Source organism: Cupriavidus sp. SIMBA_020 (assembly GCF_046535395.1).
GTDB classification, from domain to species: Bacteria; Pseudomonadota; Gammaproteobacteria; order Burkholderiales; family Burkholderiaceae; genus Cupriavidus; species Cupriavidus campinensis.
The window spans coordinates 138052-162335 of the sequence record NZ_JAWRWU010000014.1; the positions used below are offsets into that span (position 1 = coordinate 138052).

The 24284-nt window shown below is 64.4% G+C and carries 34 protein-coding genes; 13 read left to right on the plus strand and 21 right to left on the minus strand.

Annotated elements, in window-relative coordinates:
• Positions 1–8 precede the first annotated feature (8 nt).
• Genes SB751_RS23165 through SB751_RS23230 form a run of 14 tightly spaced genes read right to left on the minus strand, consistent with a single transcriptional unit; the run spans position 9 to position 11221 of the window.
• A complete protein-coding gene (locus tag SB751_RS23165; RefSeq protein WP_410748594.1) occupies positions 9–599 on the minus strand; it encodes an LIC_12616 family protein in 591 nt (196 codons plus the stop codon).
• 3 nt (positions 600–602) lie between these two features.
• On the minus strand, positions 603–974 hold the full coding sequence (locus SB751_RS23170) for a hypothetical protein (protein ID WP_410748595.1): 372 nt from the start codon (positions 972–974) through the stop codon (positions 603–605).
• 3 nt (positions 975–977) lie between these two features.
• On the minus strand, positions 978–1514 hold the full coding sequence (locus SB751_RS23175) for a hypothetical protein (RefSeq protein ID WP_410748596.1): 537 nt from the start codon (positions 1512–1514) through the stop codon (positions 978–980).
• A gap of 26 nt (positions 1515–1540) precedes the next feature.
• Entirely contained in the window at positions 1541–1924 is a 384-nt protein-coding gene (locus SB751_RS23180) for a DUF4054 domain-containing protein (protein ID WP_410748597.1), read from the minus strand.
• Between the two features lie 40 nt (positions 1925–1964).
• Positions 1965–2372, minus strand: coding sequence for a hypothetical protein (locus SB751_RS23185; RefSeq protein WP_410748598.1), 408 nt, complete (start codon positions 2370–2372; stop codon positions 1965–1967).
• A gap of 10 nt (positions 2373–2382) precedes the next feature.
• Entirely contained in the window at positions 2383–3420 is a 1038-nt protein-coding gene (locus tag SB751_RS23190) for a DUF2184 domain-containing protein (RefSeq protein WP_410748599.1), read from the minus strand.
• Positions 3421–3433: 13 nt separating this feature from the next.
• Complete coding sequence (locus tag SB751_RS23195; RefSeq protein WP_410748600.1) at positions 3434–3928, minus strand: hypothetical protein; 495 nt, start codon at positions 3926–3928, stop codon at positions 3434–3436.
• A gap of 11 nt (positions 3929–3939) precedes the next feature.
• The gene (locus SB751_RS23200) at positions 3940–5253 is read right to left on the minus strand and encodes a DUF2213 domain-containing protein (RefSeq protein WP_410748601.1); all 1314 of its coding nucleotides are present in this window, start codon (positions 5251–5253) and stop codon (positions 3940–3942) included.
• A gap of 1 nt (position 5254) precedes the next feature.
• Entirely contained in the window at positions 5255–5887 is a 633-nt protein-coding gene (locus SB751_RS23205; protein WP_410748626.1) for a phage minor head protein, read from the minus strand.
• Complete coding sequence (locus tag SB751_RS23210) at positions 5838–7406, minus strand: DUF1073 domain-containing protein (RefSeq protein ID WP_410748602.1); 1569 nt, start codon at positions 7404–7406, stop codon at positions 5838–5840. The genes SB751_RS23205 and SB751_RS23210 overlap by 50 nt, the downstream gene beginning before the upstream one ends.
• Positions 7403–8953, minus strand: coding sequence for a phage terminase large subunit (terL, locus tag SB751_RS23215; protein ID WP_410748603.1), 1551 nt, complete (start codon positions 8951–8953; stop codon positions 7403–7405). Before terL ends, SB751_RS23210 begins: the two co-directional genes overlap by 4 nt.
• Positions 8904–9314, minus strand: coding sequence for a hypothetical protein (locus SB751_RS23220; RefSeq protein ID WP_410748604.1), 411 nt, complete (start codon positions 9312–9314; stop codon positions 8904–8906). The genes terL and SB751_RS23220 overlap by 50 nt, the downstream gene beginning before the upstream one ends.
• A gap of 5 nt (positions 9315–9319) precedes the next feature.
• Positions 9320–10699: a DNA methyltransferase gene (locus SB751_RS23225; RefSeq protein WP_410748605.1), complete on the minus strand. Its 1380-nt coding sequence runs from the start codon at positions 10697–10699 to the stop codon at positions 9320–9322.
• A gap of 36 nt (positions 10700–10735) precedes the next feature.
• Positions 10736–11221: a hypothetical protein gene (locus tag SB751_RS23230; protein WP_410748606.1), complete on the minus strand. Its 486-nt coding sequence runs from the start codon at positions 11219–11221 to the stop codon at positions 10736–10738.
• Here SB751_RS23230 and SB751_RS23235 point away from each other — a divergent pair.
• Entirely contained in the window at positions 11214–11423 is a 210-nt protein-coding gene (locus SB751_RS23235) for a hypothetical protein (protein ID WP_410748607.1), read from the plus strand. The genes SB751_RS23230 and SB751_RS23235 overlap by 8 nt on opposite strands.
• 51 nt (positions 11424–11474) lie before the next feature.
• Here the strand turns inward: SB751_RS23235 and SB751_RS23240 are convergent, their stop codons facing one another.
• The 5 genes from SB751_RS23240 to SB751_RS23260 form a co-directional block, all read right to left on the minus strand.
• Positions 11475–12080, minus strand: a complete 606-nt coding sequence (locus SB751_RS23240) for a DNA-binding protein (protein ID WP_410748608.1) — start codon at positions 12078–12080, stop codon at positions 11475–11477.
• A 28-nt stretch (positions 12081–12108) separates the two neighbouring features.
• Positions 12109–12579, minus strand: a complete 471-nt coding sequence (locus SB751_RS23245; protein ID WP_410748609.1) for a RusA family crossover junction endodeoxyribonuclease — start codon at positions 12577–12579, stop codon at positions 12109–12111.
• Complete coding sequence (locus SB751_RS23250; protein ID WP_410748610.1) at positions 12576–13610, minus strand: YdaU family protein; 1035 nt, start codon at positions 13608–13610, stop codon at positions 12576–12578. Before SB751_RS23250 ends, SB751_RS23245 begins: the two co-directional genes overlap by 4 nt.
• Positions 13611–13689: 79 nt before the next feature.
• Positions 13690–13956 carry a CII family transcriptional regulator gene (locus SB751_RS23255; protein ID WP_313817872.1) on the minus strand — a complete coding sequence of 89 codons (267 nt, stop codon included), beginning with the start codon at positions 13954–13956 and terminating at the stop codon, positions 13690–13692.
• Between the two features lie 266 nt (positions 13957–14222).
• Complete coding sequence (locus SB751_RS23260; protein WP_410748611.1) at positions 14223–14453, minus strand: helix-turn-helix domain-containing protein; 231 nt, start codon at positions 14451–14453, stop codon at positions 14223–14225.
• Between SB751_RS23260 and SB751_RS23265 the strand changes: the two genes are divergently transcribed.
• Genes SB751_RS23265 through SB751_RS23275 form a run of 3 tightly spaced genes read left to right on the plus strand, consistent with a single transcriptional unit; the run spans position 14452 to position 16698 of the window.
• Positions 14452–15744 carry a helix-turn-helix domain-containing protein gene (locus SB751_RS23265; protein WP_410748612.1) on the plus strand — a complete coding sequence of 431 codons (1293 nt, stop codon included), beginning with the start codon at positions 14452–14454 and terminating at the stop codon, positions 15742–15744. The genes SB751_RS23260 and SB751_RS23265 overlap by 2 nt on opposite strands.
• Before the next feature lie 11 nt (positions 15745–15755).
• On the plus strand, positions 15756–16094 hold the full coding sequence (locus SB751_RS23270) for a hypothetical protein (protein WP_410748613.1): 339 nt from the start codon (positions 15756–15758) through the stop codon (positions 16092–16094).
• The gene (locus SB751_RS23275) at positions 16087–16698 is read left to right on the plus strand and encodes a hypothetical protein (RefSeq protein WP_410748614.1); all 612 of its coding nucleotides are present in this window, start codon (positions 16087–16089) and stop codon (positions 16696–16698) included. Before SB751_RS23270 ends, SB751_RS23275 begins: the two co-directional genes overlap by 8 nt.
• A 42-nt stretch (positions 16699–16740) precedes the next feature.
• Here the strand turns inward: SB751_RS23275 and SB751_RS23280 are convergent, their stop codons facing one another.
• Complete coding sequence (locus SB751_RS23280) at positions 16741–16956, minus strand: hypothetical protein (protein WP_410748615.1); 216 nt, start codon at positions 16954–16956, stop codon at positions 16741–16743.
• 164 nt (positions 16957–17120) lie between these two features.
• On the opposite strand from SB751_RS23280, the gene SB751_RS23285 reads away from it, so the two are divergent.
• From SB751_RS23285 to SB751_RS23325, 9 genes are all read left to right on the plus strand, one after another.
• A complete protein-coding gene (locus SB751_RS23285) occupies positions 17121–17408 on the plus strand; it encodes a hypothetical protein (protein ID WP_410748616.1) in 288 nt (95 codons plus the stop codon).
• Between the two features lie 100 nt (positions 17409–17508).
• Positions 17509–17664, plus strand: a complete 156-nt coding sequence (locus SB751_RS23290) for a hypothetical protein (RefSeq protein WP_410748617.1) — start codon at positions 17509–17511, stop codon at positions 17662–17664.
• Between the two features lie 121 nt (positions 17665–17785).
• Positions 17786–18580: a PD-(D/E)XK nuclease family protein gene (locus tag SB751_RS23295; protein WP_410748618.1), complete on the plus strand. Its 795-nt coding sequence runs from the start codon at positions 17786–17788 to the stop codon at positions 18578–18580.
• A 41-nt stretch (positions 18581–18621) separates the two neighbouring features.
• Entirely contained in the window at positions 18622–19797 is a 1176-nt protein-coding gene (locus tag SB751_RS23300) for a hypothetical protein (RefSeq protein WP_410748619.1), read from the plus strand.
• A 118-nt stretch (positions 19798–19915) separates the two neighbouring features.
• The gene (locus SB751_RS23305) at positions 19916–20800 is read left to right on the plus strand and encodes an Rmf/CrpP family protein (protein ID WP_410748620.1); all 885 of its coding nucleotides are present in this window, start codon (positions 19916–19918) and stop codon (positions 20798–20800) included.
• 6 nt (positions 20801–20806) lie between these two features.
• Complete coding sequence (locus tag SB751_RS23310) at positions 20807–22549, plus strand: AAA family ATPase (protein WP_410748621.1); 1743 nt, start codon at positions 20807–20809, stop codon at positions 22547–22549.
• Positions 22546–22749: a helix-turn-helix transcriptional regulator gene (locus SB751_RS23315; RefSeq protein ID WP_149135672.1), complete on the plus strand. Its 204-nt coding sequence runs from the start codon at positions 22546–22548 to the stop codon at positions 22747–22749. Before SB751_RS23310 ends, SB751_RS23315 begins: the two co-directional genes overlap by 4 nt.
• Complete coding sequence (locus SB751_RS23320) at positions 22749–22886, plus strand: hypothetical protein (RefSeq protein ID WP_410748622.1); 138 nt, start codon at positions 22749–22751, stop codon at positions 22884–22886. The genes SB751_RS23315 and SB751_RS23320 overlap by 1 nt, the downstream gene beginning before the upstream one ends.
• Positions 22883–23461: a hypothetical protein gene (locus SB751_RS23325; protein ID WP_410748623.1), complete on the plus strand. Its 579-nt coding sequence runs from the start codon at positions 22883–22885 to the stop codon at positions 23459–23461. The genes SB751_RS23320 and SB751_RS23325 overlap by 4 nt, the downstream gene beginning before the upstream one ends.
• Positions 23462–23478: 17 nt before the next feature.
• Here SB751_RS23325 and SB751_RS23330 read toward each other — a convergent pair whose 3' ends face one another.
• Positions 23479–24090, minus strand: a complete 612-nt coding sequence (locus SB751_RS23330; protein ID WP_410748624.1) for a hypothetical protein — start codon at positions 24088–24090, stop codon at positions 23479–23481.
• Positions 24091–24284: the final 194 nt, after the last annotated feature.

The window sequence follows — 24284 nt, forward strand, 5'->3', positions numbered from 1 at the left end:
TCATTCCTCTACTGGTGAATGTTGGTCGTCGCGGCCACCGGCGGCACCGAGTTGGTGGTGCTCTGCACTTCGGCGGACAACAGGTTGAGGACCGGATAGGTCCGGGTGAGCTTGCGGCGCAGCACCAGCGTCAGGTCATAGCGCCGGTTCCACTGCTGGTTGATGAGGGCCGGCACTGGCTGGATGTCGCTGGCGCGGACGAACTTCATCCCGTTCAGCGCCAGCTGCTCGCTGTTCTGCGGAATGGACATGCTGTCGGCCAGGCGCTGGGCGTACCCCTTGGCGCTCGGCCCGTAGAAGGAGCACATCAGGTCGATCTGCTGATGCCGGGTGTAGGTGTCGCTGCCGTCGCCGGCAGGGTCATGCTGAATGGCGGGGCCTGAGTCGTTCGTCTGCACGCTGACGCCCATCGCGCACCAGTTCTCGGTCGGCTCAGGCTGCGTCGGGACGGTCGGCTGCCAGCGCGGCCGCACCATCTCCCCGGGCAAGCCGGTCACCCCTGCGACCAGTTCCTGCAACAGGTTGTCGAGATCATCGTCGTCTGGCGGAACCGGCGCCGTCGGCGCAAGGTAGCCGCCGGTGGCGCTGGTATTTGCCATGGATTACCCCGAGAGCGGTTTCAGATCGCAGGTGGCGGCAACGAAGCCGCGCCCGAAATGGCTATAGTCGTTGACGCTGACCACGGTATAGGTTCGGCCCTGCCAGACCACCTCGTCGGCGCCCTGCCCTGGGCTGCCGTCCTTCAGGCGAAGCGGCGTATGCAGCGTGATCGAACCAGTGATCAGGCTGCCGTCCGAGCCGCGCTGCAGGATGTCGCCCTTGTCGCTGGTGACCACTGCGGCGAACAGCGTAGCCGTGGGCAAATTCTGGGCGCGGCCGTGCCCGTCGACTGTCTGCGCCATCCGGTTGCACACCAGGCCGGTGTCCATGAAGTCCGGATCGAGCAGCACGTCGACGACGTCGAGTAGTGCCATGGGTCACTTCCTTTTGCGTAGCACGTAGGTGATCGAGTTGCGGTACTGGGCGGTGTCGATCAGCGGCTTGGCCAGCTCAGTGCTGGGCTGCTGACCGGCGGCGCGGGACGCCAGTTCTTCCTTCGCCCCCTTCCGGCCTCGCCGCGCGCGGTTGCGCAGCGTTGCCTCGCTCAGCGCCGGGCCGATGCCGCTGCTGATCAGCGCTCGAACCGAGGACTGCGCAGCCAGGCCGGCCATGCTCAACCGCCGCTTTGCGCCGTCAATGTCGCCATCCAGCGCCGCTTCAACGCCCTTCTGCAGCTGAGGCAACGTCTTCGGCTGCGCAGCGGCGACGCCCGGCACCAGGTGTGGACGCGCCGGAAGATTGATCTCCGGCGCGCCGTTCTCCTGGATGTATCCGATTTCGGCATTGCTGAGCGGTGCGCCATCGTCCTTGCGCCCGGCGGTGCTGTCAGGCACGCCGACAAGGACTTGCTGGTCGACCAAGCCGTTGATGGACTGAAGCACCTGCTTCAGCCTGTCCACCTTCATGAAGCCCATGGGATATCCCCGATGGGCTGGCGCGGCTACAACTGCATGCCGCCTGCGCCCATCATTCTGGCGAGAGTGAGAAACCGGACACCGTAGGTCGTCAGGTTCCACATACCGGCGTCGTCAATGGTCGCTGCGCCGGTGTCGTAGCTGGCGCTGACCTTGTCGACTGCCTTGGAAGATTGCGGGCCGGTGACCTGGCCCGGGATGCCACCGACTTCAGCTGTCGCCTCGTCCCGTCGAGCGAGTACGAGGAAGTGCGCCGCGCAAAGCTCAATGCCCTGATCGGTCAGCACGCCCCATCGGCAGGGGTTCACCAGTGACGTCGCGATGATCAGCTGAAAGTCGATGGACGCGTCCGAGTACTTCGTCGCGTCGGCAAACTCCGGAAAGTCGGCTCTGAACTGTTCTGGTGTCATAGGTGGTTGGCTGATGCCCCTCGCGAGGCATCATACCCCCTTACTTCTTGCCGGTCTGCTTGGCCGCGGCGTCCGCCGCCTTCTCGCGCTCGGCGATAGCCACCTCGCGGGTGTCCAGCGCTTCGGCGCGGGCGTTCAAGTCGGCTTCGCGCTGGTCGGCAGCCTTCTCGCGGTCGGCGACCGTGCCGGCGCGCATGTCCAGAGCGTCCTGCCGTTCCTTCAATTCCTTGGCCTTCCCTTCCAGGAACTGCCCTGCGGAATCTAGGGCTGCCCGCTGCTCGGCCAGGTCACCGGCCTCCCCACCCGCCGCCGGCTCCTCGCCGATATGGGCCTTCACGAACCAGTGCTCGGCCACCGCCGGTGGCACGGTGTGGTTGCCCACGGGGAACTCGTGCTTCCCGCCCTCGTGCTGGAGCACGAAGGCCTTGCGAACGTAGATCTTCGGCATGGCGCGCTCCTTAGATGCCGTCGCGGTAGCCGATCAGCTCGGGGTACACCACCTCGACCACGCCCAGCCGGCCGAAGTAGGTGGTGAGCTGACGGATGTCGCGATATTCCAGCGGCGTGCGCTGAAGCGGCACCAGCGGGAACCGAACCTTGTCCTGCTCCTTGGTGTACGCCATCATGCGGTCCGCGTTCGCGACCCCGCGCTGGAACAGCCACTTCAGCGGCTGGATGTTCAGCGGCCGGCCGTTGATCGAGTTCGAGATCGTGTTCTGCTTCACGTACTCGAGGATGCTGATGTTGCCCGCATCGCTGACCTTGCGGCTGACCAGCAGCCCGAACTTGGCCGGTGGCAGGCGCAGCTCGGACGGGCATACCGCATAGGCGGACGCCGCCCACACGCTCGTCAGAAGCTCATTGACGTCCGCGACGATCTGATCTGGCGTGGCCGTCGCCCAGGTGCCGGTGGCGGCATTCGACACGTTGGTAACCGTCGCCGCATTCACCAGGCCGGTGACTCCCAGCACGGTATCGCCGATGTACACCTGCTCGTCGACGTCCATGTTGTGCTTGAGCTGCATGCCGGTGAACTTTTGCTGGTCCACCGGGCGCCCCAGCTTCTGGGCGGATTCCAACTCAGGGATGGTCCAGCCGATCTGCATGCCCCACAGCGTCAGCGGGCTGGCCGTCTTGCCGATGTCCAGCGCGATGCCTGCGATGGCCGAAGCGTCCTTGCCGATCCACGACTTGCCGTTCGGGGAAGCGCCGCCCGCAGCGGCGAAGCTGGAGTTCGTGAACGACGACGTCTCGTCGGCGATGGACACGTCCTCGCGCAGGTCGATATCGCGCGACCAGGTCACCGAGGCCAGCGGGCCGTGCAGCGTCTGGTCCAGGCGTTCCAGTTCGCCAATCAGGAAGGCGCCAGTGCTGTCGATCGTGCGGCTGTCGAAGGTCAGCATGCTGTCGCGCGTGCGGGCGCGGATGATCGCCGGGGCGTTGACCATGGCGATGGCAGCCGCCGCGGCCATGCGCGGGAGGATGATTTTGCTCATTCTGGGAAACCCCTTAGATGTTGTAGGAGATCTCGACGTTGCCGTTGGCATCGCCGGCGTTCATAAACGTGGCGCCAACAACCGCGATGGTGTTGGTGCTGTCCGCAGCCGCCTCGATGCCGCCGATCGGCTTGCCAGCGGCAGCTGCGGCAACCCGCACATACACCTGGCCACCAATGGCCGGCGTGCCGGCGTTGTTCTTGACTGTCATGTAGCCGCGGCGCATGACGTCCGCGACGCCGGTGGTCGGAGGCGTGGCCGTGCCGAGCGGCTCCGACCCGGCGCCGCCGGTGGTCGGGTACGGACGGACCAGCAGGCCATACACGGCCGTGGCGGCGTCACCGCCAGCGATCGGCACGAACTTGCCCGCGGCGATCTTGCCGAACAGCCCGTAGCCGGGGAACGGCAGCGCCGAGTTCAGGATCTGCGACTCGACGGTCGCCTGCGACTGGCGCGAGATATCCCCGGGGATGCCCGAGGCCATGCGATACAGGATTGCGTTGCCCATGTGGCACTCCCTTAGTTGGCGGACCGGTCGGCCCAGTACTTGCGGTTGGCTGCGTTGATGTCGGCGGCCGTGCGGGGCTTGCCGAAATCCTTGGTCTTCGCGACGCCGTCGTGCGTGCGCCCGTTGTTCTGTGCCTTGATCAGTTCGCTGGCACCCATGAACGCGGCGTGCACGAGCGCGGCGGGCAGCCTCTCGAAATCGGTCGTCAGGCCGCCGAGGAACGGCGTGATGGCGGCCTTGCCCGCCTCGGTCTGGTAGGCCAGGTCGAGCGCCTTGCGCTGGCACTTGCAGAGTGCGGATGCGCGGTCCTTGGTCGCCATCTTGGCGTCCAAGGTCGGCAGCTTGATGCCCGGCGCCAGGATCTCAGCGCGCGACGGGATGCTGGCCGCCGCGTCGCCGGTGTAGAGGTCGACTTCGGCCTGGCTGATCGTGGCGGCAGTGCCCGGGTCGGTCAGTTCTTCACCGCCGTCGCCGGTCTTGCTCTCCTTCTCCTTCGCCTCGCGGGCCTTCCGCTCTTCTTCCGATTCTTCGTCACGCGCCTCGATCTTGGCGAGACGGGAGTCCAGCGCCTTGACCGTCTTCAGGATCTGGCCCAGCGCGTCGCCGGTCTTGGCAGCGTCCTCCGCAGCTTCACGCTTCGCGCGCTCTTCCTCGGATTCCTCGTCCATGGCCTCGGCTTCCTTGGCCAGTTCCTCTGCGCCCTCGGCGTCTTTGGCCATGAACGCCGCGCGGATGCGGTCGGCGAACGTACGCTTGCCCTTGGGCTTGCTGTCAAAAGTCTTCATGTCTTCGGGTTCCTTATCGCCGATCGCGCAGCGCGGGCCACACCGGCCGCGCTCGACGAGGGCTACGTGGTTGACAACGATGTTCCGCTGTACCCCGCGGCCGGGTGATACCTGTTCGTAGTCCGCCTCATACCCGAGGCTGACCTCTTCGATGCCGTCCGTCTGGATCGCATCGATGGCCTGCTGATCGGTCACCATCAGGTCAGCGACCAGCAGGTCGTCGGCGATGCCGGTGCCGCGGCGCAGGTTGAGCATCGCGCCCTTACCGAGCGTGGCGAAGTTGGCGGGCGTGACGAAGTCGTCCGGATGGTCCAACGTCACCGGCTTGCCGATGCAGCTGGCCAGCGTCTCGGCACGGAACACCTCTTCGGGAGTCCGACTGATGCGGATCAGGCCGTCGGGGCCAGGCTCGACGGGCACCTCGCCCGGGCCGTACAACATCTCGCCGGTGCGCGCCACGGGCACTTCCTCGCACAGCAGGAAGCCCTCGGGCGTCAGCGAGCGCTTCGGGCCCAGCTTCTGTACTGTGTAGAAGCGCATATCAATCCTCGGAAATCACAGGTTCCGTGTAGCAGCGACAGTTCGGGAACTGGCCGGCGTGGCCTTTCATCCCGTCCAGCGTGGGCGGGTCATCCCAGGCGACGAACTTGCCTTCCATTTCACGATGCGAGTCGCGCACGTCACCGTCGCCGGACGTCCGCCAGAAGTACCCAGGCGAGCCGACATGCAGCGCGCGCGCCTCGGTCAGGGTCGACGCGGTGCGCGCGACCTCGGTCCGGGCGATCAGGTCGGCGCGGCTCTTGGCCACGTCGCCCGATGCCTGAATCGCCTTCGAGATCTCCGACGCCCTGGTGCTGTCCTCGATGCCCTCGATGATCAGCTTGTGCACACGCTTGGCCGCATCCAGCGGGATGGACTTGATCAGCGTCACCTGCTCGCCCATCAGGGCCTGCATGGCAGCGCCGGTCGGCGCCGTCCGGATCTCCTGCCGCAGCGCGCGAGACAGGTCGGCCGAGTACTGCATCCAGGCCTTTTCGTCCCGCCGGTTCACCTCGGTCAGCATCTCGGCCGCGGCTCGCTCGGCCCACGGCGTCAGCGCCTCGGCGTACCGCTGCAGCAACTGCTCAATCGTCGGCAGGACGCCGGGATCGCCAGGCGGAAAGCCATTGACCAACACGCCCACCTGCTGCGCGACCTGTCGGAGCTGCGTCCGATACACCCTTTCCGGTCCGCTTGTCCTTACCGGATTGCGGCGGCGCTTCCGGTCCGTTGTTCGGGTCATCAACATCAGGCAGTTCCATTTCCGGCACCGGGGGCGGCTCGTTCTCCGCGTCCTCGATCGCATCGTCCGTGATGCTGGTGAACACCCCGGTACTGTGGCTCGACTGGCGCAGTTCCTTCATGGCCGTCGGCTTGTCGACCAGGTCCGCGTCGTAGGCCTGCGTCACGGCCTCGGTCACCGTCTTGGCGTTCTGCGCCTTCTCGGTGTCGGACAGCTGCCACAGCGACGTGAAGCCGTAAGCGAAGCCTTCCGGCGGCGGCTTCCCAAGCTCCGACCGGACCACCACGTCATACAGCCGCGTGACGGGCGCGCGCAGCTTCCGTTCCTGCTGCTGCTTCGTGTTGTCGTAGTACGTCCGCAGGTCCGATTCGCCGGTGCTGTTCAGGCCGGCCGGCGACTGGCCGAACAGGCGCACCAGCGGGATGCCCAGGGCGCCGGACAACTGCTGGCCGAACTGCATCAGGACGCTGTCCAACCCGGAGAACTGGTAGGTATCCGTCTGCAGCTCGTCTGCCGCGTCGATCAGGGTCAGCCCCTCATTCGACTGGTACCGGCGGATGAAGTCGACGTTCTTCACCAGCGCTTCCATCGCCGGGCCGCCCATGGCGATGATCTCGCGCAGCTTGTCGACCTTGTACGTGCGGAGATGGGCTTTGTAGACCAGCTGGGCGGCGCCGATGGTGGTGCTATCGAACGCCACAAGCCGGTCAATCAACCGCTCGATGACCGACTGCCCCCAAAGGTTCTCGGCGATTTTTTGCCAGTACGGCAGGTCCACGCCGTCGATGCGCAGCACCCGGCTGTAGTGGATCCGCTGGCGCTTCAGCGCCATGCTGTCTGCCACCACATCGTAGTAGCGCGGCTGGCCCATGTCCGGACCCATCTCGGTGACCAGGTCCTCGAGCGACGGCTGCACCAGCCAGCGGTCCAGCACGTACAGGCCCTTGAACTGGTCTTTGCCGATGCTGTCCAGCCGCAATGGCGTGCGCGGGTTCTGCCCATCGATCAGCATCACCGCCAGCGCGCCGCCATAGAGGCGCGCCCACTTGATCGTGTCGTTCAGGCGGTCCCAGAGGCCCATCCGCTCGAAAGCGGCATTCAGCTTGTTCTGGTCGGACGGGTCCAGCTCGGCATCGATCTCGGTGCCCGCGCGCGTCATGTCGTCGGCAACCACGTCGACGGCCTGGCCAACGATCCAGCTCGACCGGTACATGGCCTCCAACTGCACGCGGTTGCGCGAAATGAAATCGAAGCCGTAGCTGAACTGCGACGCCTGGTTGTTGGTGCCCAGGCCCAGACGTGCCTCGAAGTTCTGGAAGCTGTCACCGGTCATCCAGCGCTTGGCACTCGCGGACGCAGCCACCTCGGCCCGGTGCGCACGGATCTGCGCTTTGCGTTGGTTACGGTTCATTGCTGTCCGAGTTTGGTCCAGATGTCCAGCGACCGGCCGCCGGCCAGCATGTCATTGATCGCGTCCACCATCGGATCGATCTGGTCATCGTGTGCGTGCGTGTCGTCAGGCGTGAAGGCGTCGCATTCCTGCGTGAAATCGCTCACCCACTCGGCCGCCTCGGGAATCATCACCAGACCGGCGTCGATGTAGCTGACCACGTCCATGACGCGCACCAGCTTGTCGCGGTGCCGCTCGATCCCCTCGACGGGGATGGTCCCCGACGCCTGGATGTCCTGGATCAGCCCGGTGCCGCTGGCCTTGTCCTCGACACGCATCTTTACGAGTGCCGCGCCGAAGTGGAAGTCGTACGGCAGGTGCTTGTTCCAGAAGTCGATGGCCTTCTGCCGCAGCTCGGGCGCCGGCCACTTCCCCCGGATCTGGTCGAGCAGGTAGATCCGACCGTTCTTCCCATGCCCCCAGCACTGCAGGACGCTGTAATCGTTCCGCTCGGCGGTCTTCTGTGCCGTGTCGGCATAGATGACGCGCTTGTGCAGTTCGGGCGCCACCGTGTACCGGCCGAAGTTGGCGCTGCGGATGATGCCGCCGCCCAGCGGGCTGGGGCGCTGCATGTACTGCCCGCTGAATACATACCGGTCAGCCTTCTCGCTGGCCAGCAGGTCGTCGAGCGGTTCCTTGTAGGGCCAGTAGCTGAACCGGCCGTCTTCATCCGCCTCGCCGTGCTCGACCAGCGTGCGGATGCGCTCGGGCAGCGCCTCGACATATTCGTCGGTGATCAGCGCCGGGATCTCAATGAATTCCCAGTCGCCCGGCACCTTGCCGGCCTTGATGAAGCCCGTCGGGTCTTCCTCGGCCAGCCGCTGCATGATCACGATGATCGGCGTGTCCGGGTTGGCCTTCCGGCTCTTCACCGTGGACAGCAGCTTGCGGTTCGCCTTGTCGCGGTTCGGCTTGCTGTACGCGTCCTCGACCTTCAGCGGGTCGTCGATGATGATGGCGCCCTGCCATCCTTCGGTCATGTGGCCCGCGCGGAAGCCGGTGATCTGGCCGCCGAGCGACACCGCGTACACGCCGCCGGCCTTCTTGCCGTCGGCGATGACGTTCCAGCGCTTCTTCGACTTCGCGTCCGGCGCGATCGACAGCGGCCACAGCTCCTGGAACTCGTCCGACTGGACAATCTCGCGCGCCGTCTCGCTGTTCAGCAGCGCCAGGTCATCCGAATACGAGATGTGCAGGAACCGCGCGCGCGGATTCACTGCCAGGCCCCGGGCGATCAGGTTGATCGCCACCAACTCGGTTTTCGACGAGCCCGGCGGGACGTTGATGACGACGTTCTTCAGCTCGCCGTCGATGACGCGTTGCACCGTGTCCGCGATCAGCACGTGGTGCCAGTTGACGCGGAATTTAATGCCCTGCCGGTGCTTGAAGAAGTACCGGCTGAAAAACAGGTGATCTCGCTCGCACTTCGCCTTCAGAACGGCGCGCTCGACGGACGGGTCAATACTCGTCTTCGAGTTTCGCGACAGCGGCTGCGACCTGTTTTTCATCGACGACGGTGGTTCGTTGCTCGACCGGCCCGCCGTCTTTGCCCGTCAGTTCAATGCCTGTGGCCGGCTCTTTCCATCCCGCCCGCACCTTCATCCAGAAGATGGCGGCGGCCACTGCGCCGTTGCCGTTGCCTCGCGCCTTCTTGAACAGCGATTCGGCCACCAGCGCGTTCGTCCGGTCCACAGCGGTGTCCAGCTCGGCGCGGAAATGCACACGCAGCGTCTTGGGCGTCATGGGCTTGCCCGTCTGCGGGTTCACGATGCAGCTGGCGATGTACTCGTGCGGTGCACCGAACCCGGCCAGCGAGCTGACCAGCCTGCGGTCTTCCTCGGTCGGCTCGAAAGGTTTGCGTCCCGCCATGGGTATCACTCGTCAGGTTCGGGGAACAAATCATCCGCCAGCACCACGTCACCGCACGCCGCCAGGGCACGCTTCCAGTCGCCCTTCACGAACACCAGGACATTCTGGTGAACCTTGCCCAGCTTCCGGCTGGCCGCGAACTGCTTGCCCGCGCGGATGGGCGCGCTGCCCAGCGCGGTCAGCAGGATGGCTTCGTTGTACAGCCGCATGCCGGCATCGATGAACGTGTCGATCGTGTCCGACACGAAATTCCGATACGGGCCGGTGCCGCGCTTCTCGCGCACGTCGCCGACCACGAAGCAGGCGAATCGGTCACGCTTCAGCAGGCTGACGGCGCCGACGATCACCTCGCGGTAGGCCTCCATGAAGGCCGGATAGTCCATCGTGGACAGGTCCGCCGGATCGTCCGAATACCGTTCCAGGTCCGCATACGGCGGGCACGAGAACAGGAAGTCGGCCTCGACATCGGGCAGCCGCCGCGCAATCTGCCGGCTGTCGCCCACGTGCCAGGCTGGCGCGGGGTCTTCGGTCTGCACCAGGTGCAGTTGGCCGCGGTTGGCGTCCACCTGCTCGGCGCGCAGCTCCATGCCCACATACGGGCGCCCGAGGCGCGCCGCGACAACGCCGCGCACGCTGCCACCGGCGAACGGGTCAAGCACCAGGCCGCCCGGCGGGCAGAACCACCGATAGGCCAGCTCGCATAACACCGGGTCGAAAATGCTGGTGCGGTGCTGCGGCGCGTAGCCCTGCTCGGCCTTCTGGTGGTCCGACGCCGACGCATAGGCCGGCGCGTCGCGGCCCAGCTCGGACTGGATACCCAACCCCAGCCATGCGGCCTTGCGTTCCTGCCACGCCACGTCGCGTGCGTTGAGCGTGCTGAAGGGCGGCACCATGAACTGCTCGGCCAGCGTCCGGCGCTGCGGGCCAGGCGCCGGGCCCGGTGGGTCCAGCAGCTCGCCCAGCTCGTCCGGTGTGAAGCCGAGCACCGTCAGGTCGAACTCGGCGTCGCGCAGGTCCACCAGCTCGGCGGCCAGCAGGTCGACATCCCAACCGGCGTTCTCGGCCAGCTTGTTGTCCGCAAGGATGTACGCGCGGCGTTCGTCCGCCGACAGGTGCGACAGGTCGACCGTGGGCACCTGGCCCGGCACCGGGCAGTTGGCGATGGTCTCGCCAGACGCCCACATCTGCGTGGCCGCTTCCAGCCGACCGTGGCCAGCCAGCAGATCGTCGCCGGCGGTCAGCGCCGGGTTGGTCCAGCCGAATTTGCGCAACGAAGCCTTGATCTGCTCGATCTGGCTGGCGCTGTGCGTCCGTGCATTGCGCTCATAGCGGACCAGCTCGTCGGCCGCGCGGTAGCGGATTGTGAGCTGATCGGCTTTTTTCATACGCGGTAAAAATTCGGGGGAAACTATGCGCCTTTGCTACCTGAACAGCATCAGGCCTGTGTACATCAGCGCCGTGTGTAGCGGCATGAGCACGATGGCAGCAACAACCACAATCGATATGCGTCGCCAATCCCAGAATGGACCGGACCTGTTTTTGTCTTTCAGGAAAACAAGGGTTATGGAACCGAACGGCAGAAGCGAAGCCACTATGCCCAGAGCGCCGCTATAACCCTTCCCCTTCGCGAAGTAGAAGCTGGCGTATGCAAACGCCAGAACGGCAAGGCCCAGGGAGATAGACCTGACCGCACTAGGAAAGCTCACCGAAGCCTCGATCGAGACCGGTAGCACGCTCAGGACTACCCGTGGGGCAAGCGCCAGAAGCATGAGAAGCAAACCAGCAATTGTCTTCGTGCGAAACCGCTTCTGCTCCAAACGGTAAGTCAGCATCGCCACGTAGACCAAGATTGCGAGGGCAGCATAGATAAATATTGCCGCAGTTCCGTATAGGAATCCAATGTCCATTACAGATCTCTTTTTCGAAATCGAGGACTCTAGCAGCGGCGGACTATCCTCACAACAAATGAAAAAACGCCCGGAACGGGTGGCCGGGCAAACCACCTGGGACGGTGGAGGAGACAAGCGGGGCGGCCTGCGAATCAGCGTCAAAAATGCAAAAAGCCCGCTTGCGCGGGCTCTGGACGTAATTCGCAGGTGTATCGAATGAGGGGCATTTTTGTGCACGAAATGCACAATGTCAAGAAAAATTCGAAAACGGCTACGCTTCGGCCTGCTCTTCGAGGGCAACCATCCCGGCTGCCATGAGTCGCCCATCGATGGCCAGCCAGGCCACAGACTCAACGCCGGGCGCCGCCATCAGCCCCTTCTTCCGTTCGCCTTCGATCCACAGCTTCAGCTTGGCGTTCTGCGCGCTGACCGTGTTGCGGTGCGCACCGCAGTCCTCGGCGATCTGCTGCAGGTCGACACGGACGCCGAAGATCTTCTCCAGGATGGACCGCCGCACCCGGTAGTGCGAGAACGAGCCAGACAGCTGCTGCATCGCGCGCTCGGTCAGCCAGACGATGGCAGCTTCCCATTCCGGGTTCGGGCGCCGGGCCGCGCAGCATGGCCGGCCGCAGTCGCAGACGACGTCGCGCGGCGCACAGCGCGCGGTGAGCACCGCCTGGTGCAGCTCGGGCAGCATGCTGAGTTCGAGACGGACCATGCCGGCCTGCGCGGCGCCGTCAACGCCAACCAATCCCTTCCCCGAGCCGATGGCAGGCGTCATGGCCTTGTTCATAGCCGATGCCTGGTACTGCTGGCCCGAGTAGTTGAACGCGAACACCAGCGCCGCGTGCGAGCTGTCGAAAAGGCGTTCTTCCATCGTGTTTTCCCCGGTCACATTCATTCCTTCACGCCGCCTGTAGCGGCAACTGTTCCACGCTAACCTGCACGCATGGTGACGTGCTGTAGCGCTTGCTGATGCGGTATTCCACTGCCTGGGCGTCGTCCAGCCAGACGATGCCGTTCATGCCGTCCTTCACGGCCTTGAGCACGTTGTCGGCGTCCGGCTTCTTGGTGGCTGCCACGAGACCCGCTGCGGCTTCGCGCTGGCGCTTCTTGGACCAGCTGGTCGGGATCTGCAGGTTGATGTCCAGCCATAACTCGACCGGGCCTTCGATCGGCGGCCGGCCCGACATGGCCTGTGTGGCGAAGAGCTTCACCAGGTTCTCGTAGGTGGCGGTCTTCTCGGGCGTGTAGGTCCGGACGAAGCCGCCCTGCCGCGCGAACTTGGGCCGGCCCTTGGCCACCGGCTGTCCGGGGATGGCGAACACCACGCGGCGGAGCGGCCGCGATTCGTCGAAGAGCGATTGCACCGTCATGCCACCACCTGCCCCGGCGCCACGCCGTACATGAGCCGGTACACACGCTCGAACTCGCCCGGGTTCATCCGCTCGGCCTTGCTGACCTCGCGTTCCATGAGCCGCTGGTCGCCCGACGCGGCGATGACGCGCAGCCGGAACCAGATCGCGTGCTCGTCCGGGTCGCGCCGGACGCCCAGCTCTTCCGCCTTGGCCTGAACGCCTTCCGGCGTGGCATCCCAGTCGGTCGCGGGCGGCGTGCCGCCCTTCTGCTCGGCCATGGCCTCGTCGAGGAACATCTCCAGGAACCCCGGGTTCACCGGCGACGTGTCCCTGTCGGCATCCCTTCGCGCGCACGCGAGGGCATGAGCCCGGAGCAACGCCGGCACGCCGATGCAACGATCTGCAATCCGGAGCAACGCCTCGTGCGCGCGCGATGACAGCCGCAACGCCCTGCCCTTCTCGGCCTCCAGCTGCACCAGCAGGTCGCCCATCGCGTCAGCGGAAAGCGGCGGCGGCGCGGGGTTATCCACAGGGCCCACACCGTGTGAAGTACCTACGCCGCTTGAAGTAGGTATGGTGTTATGTGACTGTGACTGTGACTGTGACGGTCTATCGTTTTGCCATGGCTGTGACGATGGGTCTGCCATCCCATTTGCTATGCCATTTGCCATAGCATTTGCCACCTCTTTGTCATCCGGTTTGCCACCTTCTTTGCCCCAGCGCTTGGCAGCGCCTTGCTTCCCTGCCTCGCGCCGTTTGTTACTGATCAGGCCGGCCCGCTCGCGTTCCTGCTCGGCTCGCTTCTGCACCAGGCGGCCGTCGACAGGCGTGAACAGAGCCCGGATCTTCGGCGCGTGCTTGCGCCACTGCGACACGGAAAGCTTGGCGATCGTGGCCAGCTCTTCATCGTCGTCGAGTGGGGGCCCGTTGCGCCAGTAGTCCATCAGGATCAGCAGGTAGGCGCCGTGCTGCTCTGTGGTCAACCGAGACGTGTCGGCCAGGTAGTCGCCGATGTAGAGCGGCATCCAGGTGTCGTTCTTCTTACTCATCTCAGCAACCCCCACAACACTGAGCCCACCACCAACAGGAACATCCACACGGCAACGCTGAGGGTGATCACCTCGTCCATCACGCCACCTCCAGTCCCTTCCGGGCGAGCGTGCGCAGCGCCTGGTATTCGTCGCGGGGCAGGCAAACCATGCTGTCATCGCCGGGCGCGACGACATCCAGCTCGAGCACTTCGAACAGCGTGCAGAACTCAGCGAAGCTCAGGCGGTGCCCGCTGTTGTTCAGGAAGCGCGAGAAGTTCGTCGCTTCGACGCCGATGCGCTCGGCCACCTTCTTCTGCGTGAGCGGAGCAACGCGGTTCAAGACCATCGATTCCAAGCTAGGCATGCGATGCTCCAATGTGCTCGATCGATTCCATAGGATTGACCCCAACGAAACAACAAAGCCGGGCGCCACGGCGGCCGGCAAAAATGAAATGGGAAACGGGTGCTACTACCTGATGCCGGGCAGCATGGCGGCGAGATCGGCGCGGGCGCGCGCGCAGGCCCGGGCGCGGAACAACAGAAAGCGACTGCACACGACGCAGCATGGTCATACCCCCGGTGGGGCCGCGCTGGGCCCGTTCAATAAAGCGCGGACACGCCGCGCAGCTATTAATGACCGCCCGACGCCCTCACAAACGCCCAGTCGACCTTGTCGTTCAACTCTTCGCAGGTGACCGAGCCATTGGTGATGCGCTCGATCACCGGACAATGTTCGGCCGGCACCTGCCGCCCCTCGTCAGTCCATTGATGGACCGCGCCTTTGGTGACGCCGAGAAGCTTGGCCAAGGCCGCATAGCCCCCTACCAAATCGGCCGCACGCTTAACTGGGTGATCGCTCATGATGGAAAATCAGTCCGAAATTGCGAGTAAGTATAGAGTATCTAGACATTCAGGTAAAGAAAACATAGACCTTTCGCGTCTAGATTCTCTGTACTATCGCGCGATGGAAATAAAGTCTTGGATCCGTCTCGCCCGCAAGAAGGCTGGCCTCACGCAGGAACAGCTGGCGGAGAAACTCGGCCTTACGAAGGGGAACATCTCGGCCTGGGAAAATGGCCGGCACGAAGCCAGCTTCAGCCAGCTTGAGGCAATCGCAGAACTCAGCGGACTTCCGATAGGTCACGACGCGTCTGCGCCCGCGGTTGGAGCCGGCAACATGATGGCGTGGCAGAAGGAGGACGCGGCCCGCCTGAGCGCACTGTTTGTGCAGCACCGCGGCCGGCTCAGCGTCGACGAATTCGGCCGCAGGTACGAGATCGGACCAAAGATCACGCAATACCTGGCCGGCCAGATACCGCTTTCGATGGAGGCGGCGATCGGCTTCGCCCGTGGCCTCGGCGTCGAATTGAAGGCCTTTAGTCCGCGACTCGATGCCGAGCGAAATCTCCCCGCTGCGGAAGCCAGCGGCATTGTTCGCTTGCAACCAGGGAGCGAAGCGGGCACGACACCGGCCGCCCGGTTACAGGCTGTAATGTCCGAACAACACTTGGACGTCGCAGGCCTCGCAAAGCTTCTAGCCGTTGAGCCGGCAGTGGTACGGTCTCTGCTCGAACCCGACTCCCCCAAGCTGGGCCTGCACCATGCGGTGAAGCTACAGGAGGCGTACGGCTACAGCCCGAAGTGGCTGATCAATGGCCAGGGCGATCCGAAGCTCAGCGGTGCGATCGAGCCAGAACTCGACGAGCCGTCCCTCCCGTTTGATACGTTCCAAATTCCTGACGACGCATTCAGGAAGATCCCCGTTAGAGGCATGGCGCAGTTAGGTGACAACGGACACTTCGTGGACGTCGAGTACCCCGTTGGGCACGGCGACGGCTACGTCTTCTTCCCAACCAAGGACCCCGACGCGTATGCGCTGCGCTGCAACGGCGAGTCGATGCGGCCGCGGGTAAAGCACAACGAATTCGTGGTGGTCGAGCCGAACACCCAAGTTCAGAACGGCGATGAGGTCCTGGTCAAGTCGCAGGATGGCCGCGTGATGGTCAAGGAACTGGCCTATGTCCGCGATGGCATCGTCCACCTGTCGTCTGTGAACGAGAAGCACGGAATGCTGCGGATCCCGCAGGACCAGATTGAACGAATGCATTTTGTGGGCGGTATCGTTAAGCGGTCCGCTTGGCGCCCAGATTAAGCGAGGTCGAAATGACTGATCGAACCCCTGACGACGACACCGACATCAGCAAGATCTTTAAAGATGCACTTGACGCCGATGTTCGTCGAATTATGTCTGGACAAGTGAGGGCCTTGAGCTCTGTAAACGCTAATCTGTTGATTCTATTGGTGAATCTCTCTAGTTTGCTGGTAGCAAAAGGCATCCTTACAAAAGAGGAGATTGAAGAACTCGCAAAGCCGCACCTAGCTGCGCAGCCCGGCGACCTTGTGGAACTTCATAAGATCCGCGAATCGACTTTTCAAAACTACCTCCGAGGATTGGAGGTAGTTAGCGCTTCCGTGTCCGAAAGAGGCAAAGACAATGGCTGACGGTGAAACCGATTGGGCGAAAGCCGCAGTCGACCGCATGATCAGTGATGTAGCGGGGCAAGAGAATCGGCATTCGCCGCCGGAAATGCGGCCAGGTGTGACATGGTGGAGGCCCGACCCCGCCGAGCTTATTGGTTCTGTGCCCCCCGCCTTCTATGGCGGTGGGGACCCCATTGTAGAGATGCCTTCGGCACAGCATAATGAGCTTATGAGCGACGTTACACGTGCAGAACTCGACGCAAAGCTGGAAGCCATTGAAGCTAGGATGGACGCTCGTGTTGCGTCGATTGAAGGCAAGATCGATGCAATGCTTACCAAAATGGACGGAAGGGATCACCTTTACGACCAGAAATTTTCCAGCGTCGAAGACTCTCTAAAGGACACTCGGGCAGCGATCAGCAACCTTAAGACCACGACCATCGTGACAGCGGTCGGCGCTGTACTTACTATCGTCCTGGGTGTTGCGGCATTTAACGCAACTGTTCTGTCGAATATGGTTGCCTCATTCGAATCAGGCAGAAACACGGCTGCATCCTTGGAGCACACAGCACAGGAAATCAAAACCTTGCAGGATCGTATCGACAAGCAAACGCCAAAGCCATAACTCCTCGCTCCAAAGCCCGCCACCCCGCGGGCTTTTTGTTGCCTACTGCGGCCGTTTCAGTGCCGCGACCACCCTCTGGTCCAGGCCCGCACGATAGAGCGTCGCACCGGCCCGCGTAAGCAGCGCCCTCTCCTTTCCCTGGATTGCCGGATCGCACAGCAGTATCGCCAGCCCGGCGATCACGTCGTCAATCTCCAACTCCACATCGTCGTCGAGCGCCATCTGCTCGAACTCTCGGATCACGTCATCCGGTCCCATTTGTCGGTTCTCCGCTCCTAGATTGCGGCGAGTCTACCGCGCACGCCTGAAGCTCGGGTATAGAAAACATCGACAATGTATAGATTCACTTGACTTACCAAGTCTAGTGAATCTATACTTTTTCCACGCCGCTGACGTTCACAGCGGTTCGCTGGAGACAGACGATGCCAAATGCCATTCCCCTTGCTGCCGCGTACCAGCATGCGCACGACGCGCAGCAGCGCGCCGCCGGCGGCCAGGTGGTTTCCGTCCGCACCCTGGTGCGCGAGTCGGTGACCCGGATCCACGGCCGCGACCACTTCGAGTTCCGCGGCGCCACCGAGGATTCGGTCTACGAGGCCGCGCTCGACCGCAAGAACTCCCTCGACATCTACCGCTCGCCGGCCATCGCCTACCGCTACTGGGAAGGCGACGAGTACGTGGTGATGGTCCGTTGCTTCGGCCTGGACTGAGCCCGGCCATGAACCGCGACTTCTTCCTGACCGCACTGCTGATCTGCACGGCGCCGCCGCTGGTGGTGCTGGCCGCCACCCTTTTCAGCCGGGGGTGGCAATGACGCGCCGTCCGACCACCCGCCGCGCCATCGTCGAGCTGCTGGCCCTCTGGGTCGGCACCACGCTTGCCATGGCGGCCTTGTTTGCCGTCTACCACCTGGCCACCGCCGAGCCGAGCCAGCCCGCAACCACCACGTCCAGAAGCGCCACGTGAATCCCGAAATCACCTGGGAGGCTTGGCTGCGCGCGCAGCGCGCCGCTGGCTTCCGCCCCACCGGCCGCCGGCTCGCCAGCGGTGAACCTGAACTGATCCGCATCCACTGAGGCCGTCACCCATGAACATCGTCACTATCCGCGCCAGTTCGCTGGCCGAACTCTTCGACTGCCCGGCGCGCTGGGAAGCGAAGCACATCCTGGGCATGCGCATGCCGTCGGGTGCGGCCGCGCATCTGGGCACCGCCGTCCACGCCAGCACCGGTCTGTTCGACCAGGCCACGCTCGACGGCGCGCCCATCACCGCCGACGACGCCGCCGGCGCGCTGGTCGACACCATCCGCGACAAAAACGCCGAGGTCGATTGGGACGAGACCAACCCGGCAGACGCCGAACGCATCGGCCTGGCGCTGCACTCACGCTACTGCGTCGAGATCGCGCCGCGCCAGCACTACATCGGCGTCGAGATCGCCTGCGACCGTCTGGAGATCCCCGAGCTAGGCCTAGCGCTGACTGGCACCACGGACCGCGTGCGCACCACGACAGACGGCGCAGGCATCAGCGACTTGAAGACCGGCGGCCGGGCCGTGGGCGCTGATGGCGTCGCCGTCACCGCCGGGCACGGCCCGCAACTGGGCGTGTATGAGCTGCTGGCCGAGCACGCGATGGGCATCCCCATTAGCGCGCCGGCACAGATCGTGGGCCTGAACACCGGTAAGACGGCTGCCGCGCAGCGCGTTGGCGTGGGCGAGATCGCCTCCCCGCGCGCGGCGCTGCTGGGCACCGAAGAACAGCCGGGCCTCCTTCAGCACGCTTCCCGCCTCATTCATTCCGGCGCCTTCTACGGCAACGGCAAGTCGGTCCTGTGCTCGCCGAAGTACTGCCCGCGCCACGCCACCTGCCCCTACAAGTCCTGACCACAAATTTCGAAATTTCGAAACTTCGAGAGATGACCGCTATGTCCGCAACCGCCACCCTTGAACAAATGCGCGCGCCCGCCGTGCGCGAAGCCGCCCCTGCACCCGTCGTCACGATGGGCTTCGGCAGCCTGCAGTCCTTCGAACTGATGCAGCGCGCCGCCAACCTGCTCGCATCGTCCACCCTCGTGCCTGCGGCGTACCGCAAGGTGATCGAGAAGTTGGACAAGTATGGCAACGTGAAGGAATCGCGCGAGAACCCGAACGCGCTGGCCAACGCCGTCGTCGCGCTGAACATGGCGCAGCGCATGGGCGCGGATCCCCTGATGGTGATGCAGAACCTGTACATCGTCGAAGGCCGGCCGTCCTGGTCGTCGCAGTGGATCATCGCCGCTATCAACGGCAGCGGTCGATTCTCTCCGCTGCGCTTCGATATCAAGGTGCTGGGCAAGAAGAATGTCGAGCGCACCGAAACGGTCTGGGAAGGCGGCAATCGCACCAGCGTCACGAAGAAGGTCGACATCCTCGACAAGGTCTGCATCGCCTGGGCCATCGAGAAGGAAACCGGTGAGCGCCTGGAATCGCCGGCCGTGTCGATCGAGATGGCCGTGAAGGAAGGCTGGTACACGAAGAACGGCAGCAAGTGGCAGACCATGGACGAGGTCATGTTGCGGTACCGCACGGCCAGCTTCTTCGGCAAGCTCTACGCCCCCGAGCTGCTGATGGGCCTGCAGACCGTCGAGGAAGCGCAGGACATCATCGACCTGAACCCGGACGGCTCGTACTCAGTCGCCAGCGCCTCAGTCAACGAACTGCGCGGCGCGGCACGCACCGCCGCGGCCCAGCCCGCCGAGGTGGTCGAGCACCCCGAGGAGCCGGCGGGGGCGACGGACGACAACCAGTCGCCCGACGATGCAGGCGACGAGGACGGCGGCCAGCAAGCCGACCTGATTCCGGCTGACGAAGGCAGCCAGCAACACGGCGACAGCGCACCGCTCAGCTTCAAAGACGTGAATCGCGAGCTGTTGCAGGCGCAGACCGTCGAAGACCTGGACTTCGCCCGCAGCCAGATCAAACAAGTGGTAGGCGAAGCGGAACAGGCCACGCTGCACCAGGTCGCCTCGCGCCGCATGCGCGAGCTGACGCAGCCGGCAGAGGATGTCGCGCCGGCGCAAACGACCACCCGCCGCCAGCGCGCCCCCATCAACGCCGACTGAAACACCTGTGAGAGAGGACTGCCCGCGCGGACGGCTGTAGCGCGGGAGGAAGAACAGCGCCGCGCCGCCGAATGCCGAGGCGCGGCCCGAACGCAGACACGTACACCAGGACACCGAAATGAGCCAATCGCCCGAATTCAAAGCCACGATGAACATGACCGCCAACACTCTCGGCAAGGACCTGCTGTCCGCCCTGGTGCTGGAAATGAAGATGATGCCCGACACGTGGGTGAAGCTGTCCGAGAAGAAGCAGAACGACGTCATCGACCGCCTGCGCAGCCGCGTAGATGCGTCGGTGAAGATGGCGGTGCACCTGATCGCCGCGAACGGCCGCACTGTGGTCCAGGGCGATCTGGACAAGATCACCATCAAGGACGGCGCCCAGGCGCTGATCAAGATCGGGAAGTCGGTGTCTGCCCTGCATGAGCTGGCCGAGGCTCAAGGCCAGGCCGTGCTGCTCGTGCTGAGCGGCGGCGAAAGCCAGTACACCCGCGGCATGGACGAGGTGCGTGGCGAGTCCGACCAGCGCGCATTCGAGATGGGCCGCGAGTACACCAGCAGCGATGGTGATGGCATGCCGGACGCCGATGCGCCTGGGGATGACGGCGTTGTCGACGTCGACGCCAAGACAGTCGCTATCGAGCATCAACCACTGCAGGAAGAGCTGGATGCCGCCTATCAGGCAGGCCGCGATGCAGCTGCAGAAGGCAAGCCCGAGAGCGACTGCCCGGTGATGGCCGGCGCCCTGTGCATCGAGTGGGTGAAGGGCTGGAAGGATTGGCACGACGAGCACCCTGAAGAGGATTCGATCTACGCCGACGTCGAGGCCTTCGTCATTGCGAAGCAGCGCGTATCCATCACCCAGATCCAGCGCCACTTCACGATCGGCTACAACCGCGCCGCGCGTCTGGTCGAGCGCCTGGAAGCCAAGGGCGTCATCAGCGCGGCTGACGCGGACGGCCAGCGCAAGGTCCTGAAGAGCACCGAAGACCAGGAAGGGTAAGCAGCCATGAAGATCACCGCCATCCATGCCCGCAATTTCCTCGGCCTCCGGGCGGCCGACATCATCCCGGCTACGCCGGTGTCGCTGATCTGCGGCCCGAACGGCGCGGGCAAGTCCAGCCTGCAGGAAGCCGTGCGCATGGCCCTGACCGGCGAGAGCGTGCGCGTGGGTCTGAAGAAGGAATACGGCCAGCTGCTGCACGACGGCACCGAATCGGGTTCGATCGTGGTGTCGGCCGGACCGCAGGCCAACAGCATCGCCCTGCCCTCGGGCAAGCTGACCGCCGGGCTGCAGGCTGACCCGCGCCTGCCGTACGTGCTGGATGCCCAGCGCTTCGCCCGTCTGGAGGTCAAAGAGCGCCGCGCGTTCCTGTTCGACCTGATGGGCCTCAAGCTTGGCACTGACCTTGTCCGCGAGCGCCTGGCCGCGCGGGGCTGCAACCCGAAGAAGATCGAGGCCGTGCTGCCGCTGGTGCGCGCCGGGTTCGACGCCGCCGCGAGGGAAGCCCAGACCAAGGCCACGGCGGCCAAGGGCGCATGGCGCGCCGTCACTGGCGAGACCTATGGGTCGGTGAAGGCCGGCGACTGGAAGGCCGCTGTGCCGGCCGGCGCGCCCGCCCCGGAAGACGTCAACGCAACGATCTCCGAGCTGCAGGCTGACATCGCCGAGGCGTCGACCGAGGCCGGCGACATGCAGCGCCAGCTGGGCGAAATGGACGCCGCCGCGCGCCAGCGCGCCACCCGCGACACGAAGATCCGCGAGCTGGCCGACAAGGCGGCCGGCCTGGCCAAGGCCCAGGATTCCGTCGACCGCGCCCAAGCCGAGCGCGATGCCTTCCTGCCCAAGGTCGAAGCCATGCGTGCGGCCGCCGGCGGCAAGTCGGCGGGAATGCCGTGCGCGTGCCCCGAATGCGGCGTGCTGCTGCAGTACCTGGCCGGCCAGCTGGCCCTGCGCGAGCCTACGCAAGCCGATCCGGAAGCGGCCGGCCGCCTGCCCGAGTACGAGCGCAGCCTGACCGTGCTGGAAAACGCGCTGAAGAGCCGCACCGCCGAGCGCGATGGGGCGAAGAATGCCGCGACGCAGCTCGACCTGCTGCGCAAGGACGCCGCGGCCGATACCGGCGACGACGACGCGGAGCTGCGGAAGACCGTGGAGGCTCAGCTGGCCAACCTGCAGGCAGCCATTGCGGCGACCGGCAAGGAACTGGAAGACGTGCGCGCAGGCCAGCGCGCCGTCGCGCAGGCCGCTGAGCAGACCATGCAGGCCGCGCAGCACCATGCCGACGTGGTGGCATGGGATGCCTTGGCCGAGGCACTTGGCCCGAGCGGCATCCCCGCCGAGCTGCTGGCCGAGGCGCTGGACCCGATCAATGAGCGCCTGGCAGCCATGGCCAACCTGTCGGAATGGGCACGCATCGGGATCGAGGCGGACATGTCCATCACCGCCGACGGCGGCCGCCCCTACGCCTTGCTGTCCGAATCGGAGAAGTGGCGCGCCGACGCAATGATCGCCGAGGCCATCACGCACCTGACGGACCTGCGCCTGCTGGTGCTGGACCGTGCTGACGTGCTGATCGGTGCCGAGCGTGATCGGCTGTTCTGGTGGCTCGACGACCTGGCCGCCGACGGCGCTATCGACACCGCCCTGGTGTTCATGAGCCTCAAGGCGCCGCCCGCCGGCATGCCGGACGCCATCACGCCGTTCTGGATCGAAGACCACGAGGTCGGCACGGTACGGGAGGCAGCATGAACACCCAACCGCAACGCCGGATCATCCGGCTGCCCGAAGTCTGCGAGCGCGTAGGCCTGGGCAAGACCGCCATCTACGGCCGCATCAAGGACCACACGTTCCCCTCCCCGATCAAGCTCGGCCGCGCCAGCGGCTGGGTCGAGGAAGAGGTGCAGCAGTGGGTCGACGAGCAGATCGAGGCCTCGCGCGGGAAGCACTGATGTCCACCACCGCCGCGCTGGCCATCAGCATCGTCGCCGTGATCGCCTACACCGCCGCGAGCGTGTGGGCGGCACAGTGCCAGGCGAAGTGGATGGCTGAGAGGGAAGAAGAATTCAAAAACGGGAAGAAACGATGACCATGAACCTTGATGCGCTCGAGCGGGCCGCCGTGGCCGGCACGATGAAATGGCGTGACGCCCATGCGCTCGTCTCTATGGCGCGCCAGTTGCTGCGCCTGCGCGCCGTCGCGCGCGACTTCTACAACACCACCGTCGCCAATCCTGAGCTGCGCCTCTCCGCAAGCAACAAGAAGGTCCGCGACGAGGCTATCCAAGCAGGAGAACGCCTGCGCGAGAGCCTCGAAGCCACAGCGCCGGGCGCCGCGCTTCAGAACGAGCATGCGGAGAATATGCCGATAATCTCCGCAAATTCTGCGGAGCTTGCTCCGGGCACCTTGCCTTACCCGACCGAGCCGACCGACGCGCTGCTCGATGTGCTCGGCCTGATGCTCTACACCACCACGCCTATCGCGCATGCCCTGCGCGCCGCCGGCACGGACATCCCGAAACGCTGCGAGGAAGAGCAGGCGCACGTGCTGCACTGGCTGATCCAGCTGGCGCTCCAGCACGGCGTGCAGTGGCGCGAGCGCGCGCGGAATAGGATCGAAGAACTGCAGGCGGCGACGCAATCCAGCGGCGAGGTGGGCCAATGATCCATCGCGAGCCACTTTCAGCCTTTGGCCACACCATTCTTAAACCGGATTATGTAGCTCTGGGTTTTCCGCCCGAAGCCAATCTCCAATTCCGGATCGGAACGAACAAGCTCTAGTATCTTTGCCTCGGGAAGGCCAGTCCGCTTTACGATCCGACCAACGGTGGTCCATTCGAATTTGCTAGACCCGATCACATCACGAATCACATCGATATCTTTTCGATTACCATTCGGTGGGGGAACGCCAGTCGCCGCTTCCGACTCCTCCAAGAGAGCGCCAGCCTCTTGGATACTTTCGTATTCGCGTTTCGCCTCGGCTATTTCCCCTTTAAGTCTCTTCATCTCGTCAGCGACCTCTTTGCGATCGATCTCCACCTGTTTTCGTTGCTCTCGCACCTCCTTTTCGAGATCAAGCAGAGATCCACGCGCACGACGAACGTCCCAACCGAAGAAGGCGACACCGATGCCTGCATAGATCGTCAGCAGAATCACCCCCGTAGCACCAACACACTTGAAGAAGGTGATTGTTTGGCTGTCAACGAGAGCAGGAAGTGGGTCTGCAAAGACTCCGGGAGAAGCCACAGCAACACCCAATGCAGCGGTAGATATAAGGATCAGCCGTGTGTTCATTCTCTCTCCTGTAGAGTTGGAGAAATCCTAGCATGACCAAAGAACGCCCCATCCTCTTCTCCGGCGCCATGGTGCGCGCGCAGCTGAGCTGAGCTCCAAAATGAAGAAGCCCACAAAATGAACTGACCCCCTAAAGTTGGACGGGTAAGTTAGGCCGCGGCCAAGGGCTGGGTCCTGTATTGCACAGGACTCAG

Excerpts from the sequence above, each read along its gene's own strand:
- SB751_RS23165 (WP_410748594.1), bottom strand. The coding sequence starts at position 599 with ATGGCAAATACCAGCGCCACCGGCGGCTACCTTGCGCCGACGGCGCCG.
- SB751_RS23170 (WP_410748595.1), bottom strand. The coding sequence starts at position 974 with ATGGCACTACTCGACGTCGTCGACGTGCTGCTCGATCCGGACTTCATG.
- SB751_RS23175 (WP_410748596.1), bottom strand. The coding sequence starts at position 1,514 with ATGGGCTTCATGAAGGTGGACAGGCTGAAGCAGGTGCTTCAGTCCATC.
- SB751_RS23180 (WP_410748597.1), bottom strand. The coding sequence starts at position 1,924 with ATGACACCAGAACAGTTCAGAGCCGACTTTCCGGAGTTTGCCGACGCG.
- SB751_RS23185 (WP_410748598.1), bottom strand. The coding sequence starts at position 2,372 with ATGCCGAAGATCTACGTTCGCAAGGCCTTCGTGCTCCAGCACGAGGGC.
- SB751_RS23190 (WP_410748599.1), bottom strand. The coding sequence starts at position 3,420 with ATGAGCAAAATCATCCTCCCGCGCATGGCCGCGGCGGCTGCCATCGCC.
- SB751_RS23195 (WP_410748600.1), bottom strand. The coding sequence starts at position 3,928 with ATGGGCAACGCAATCCTGTATCGCATGGCCTCGGGCATCCCCGGGGAT.
- SB751_RS23200 (WP_410748601.1), bottom strand. The coding sequence starts at position 5,253 with ATGCGCTTCTACACAGTACAGAAGCTGGGCCCGAAGCGCTCGCTGACG.
- SB751_RS23210 (WP_410748602.1), bottom strand. The coding sequence starts at position 7,406 with ATGAACCGTAACCAACGCAAAGCGCAGATCCGTGCGCACCGGGCCGAG.
- terL (WP_410748603.1), bottom strand. The coding sequence starts at position 8,953 with ATGAAAAACAGGTCGCAGCCGCTGTCGCGAAACTCGAAGACGAGTATT.
- SB751_RS23220 (WP_410748604.1), bottom strand. The coding sequence starts at position 9,314 with ATGGCGGGACGCAAACCTTTCGAGCCGACCGAGGAAGACCGCAGGCTG.
- SB751_RS23225 (WP_410748605.1), bottom strand. The coding sequence starts at position 10,699 with ATGAAAAAAGCCGATCAGCTCACAATCCGCTACCGCGCGGCCGACGAG.
- SB751_RS23235 (WP_410748607.1), top strand. The coding sequence starts at position 11,214 with ATGTCCATTACAGATCTCTTTTTCGAAATCGAGGACTCTAGCAGCGGC.
- SB751_RS23230 (WP_410748606.1), bottom strand. The coding sequence starts at position 11,221 with ATGGACATTGGATTCCTATACGGAACTGCGGCAATATTTATCTATGCT.
- SB751_RS23240 (WP_410748608.1), bottom strand. The coding sequence starts at position 12,080 with ATGGAAGAACGCCTTTTCGACAGCTCGCACGCGGCGCTGGTGTTCGCG.
- SB751_RS23245 (WP_410748609.1), bottom strand. The coding sequence starts at position 12,579 with ATGACGGTGCAATCGCTCTTCGACGAATCGCGGCCGCTCCGCCGCGTG.
- SB751_RS23250 (WP_410748610.1), bottom strand. The coding sequence starts at position 13,610 with ATGAGTAAGAAGAACGACACCTGGATGCCGCTCTACATCGGCGACTAC.
- SB751_RS23255 (WP_313817872.1), bottom strand. The coding sequence starts at position 13,956 with ATGCCTAGCTTGGAATCGATGGTCTTGAACCGCGTTGCTCCGCTCACG.
- SB751_RS23265 (WP_410748612.1), top strand. The coding sequence starts at position 14,452 with ATGATGGAAAATCAGTCCGAAATTGCGAGTAAGTATAGAGTATCTAGA.
- SB751_RS23260 (WP_410748611.1), bottom strand. The coding sequence starts at position 14,453 with ATGAGCGATCACCCAGTTAAGCGTGCGGCCGATTTGGTAGGGGGCTAT.
- SB751_RS23270 (WP_410748613.1), top strand. The coding sequence starts at position 15,756 with ATGACTGATCGAACCCCTGACGACGACACCGACATCAGCAAGATCTTT.
- SB751_RS23275 (WP_410748614.1), top strand. The coding sequence starts at position 16,087 with ATGGCTGACGGTGAAACCGATTGGGCGAAAGCCGCAGTCGACCGCATG.
- SB751_RS23280 (WP_410748615.1), bottom strand. The coding sequence starts at position 16,956 with ATGGGACCGGATGACGTGATCCGAGAGTTCGAGCAGATGGCGCTCGAC.
- SB751_RS23285 (WP_410748616.1), top strand. The coding sequence starts at position 17,121 with ATGCCAAATGCCATTCCCCTTGCTGCCGCGTACCAGCATGCGCACGAC.
- SB751_RS23290 (WP_410748617.1), top strand. The coding sequence starts at position 17,509 with ATGACGCGCCGTCCGACCACCCGCCGCGCCATCGTCGAGCTGCTGGCC.
- SB751_RS23295 (WP_410748618.1), top strand. The coding sequence starts at position 17,786 with ATGAACATCGTCACTATCCGCGCCAGTTCGCTGGCCGAACTCTTCGAC.
- SB751_RS23300 (WP_410748619.1), top strand. The coding sequence starts at position 18,622 with ATGTCCGCAACCGCCACCCTTGAACAAATGCGCGCGCCCGCCGTGCGC.
- SB751_RS23305 (WP_410748620.1), top strand. The coding sequence starts at position 19,916 with ATGAGCCAATCGCCCGAATTCAAAGCCACGATGAACATGACCGCCAAC.
- SB751_RS23310 (WP_410748621.1), top strand. The coding sequence starts at position 20,807 with ATGAAGATCACCGCCATCCATGCCCGCAATTTCCTCGGCCTCCGGGCG.
- SB751_RS23315 (WP_149135672.1), top strand. The coding sequence starts at position 22,546 with ATGAACACCCAACCGCAACGCCGGATCATCCGGCTGCCCGAAGTCTGC.
- SB751_RS23320 (WP_410748622.1), top strand. The coding sequence starts at position 22,749 with ATGTCCACCACCGCCGCGCTGGCCATCAGCATCGTCGCCGTGATCGCC.
- SB751_RS23325 (WP_410748623.1), top strand. The coding sequence starts at position 22,883 with ATGACCATGAACCTTGATGCGCTCGAGCGGGCCGCCGTGGCCGGCACG.
- SB751_RS23330 (WP_410748624.1), bottom strand. The coding sequence starts at position 24,090 with ATGAACACACGGCTGATCCTTATATCTACCGCTGCATTGGGTGTTGCT.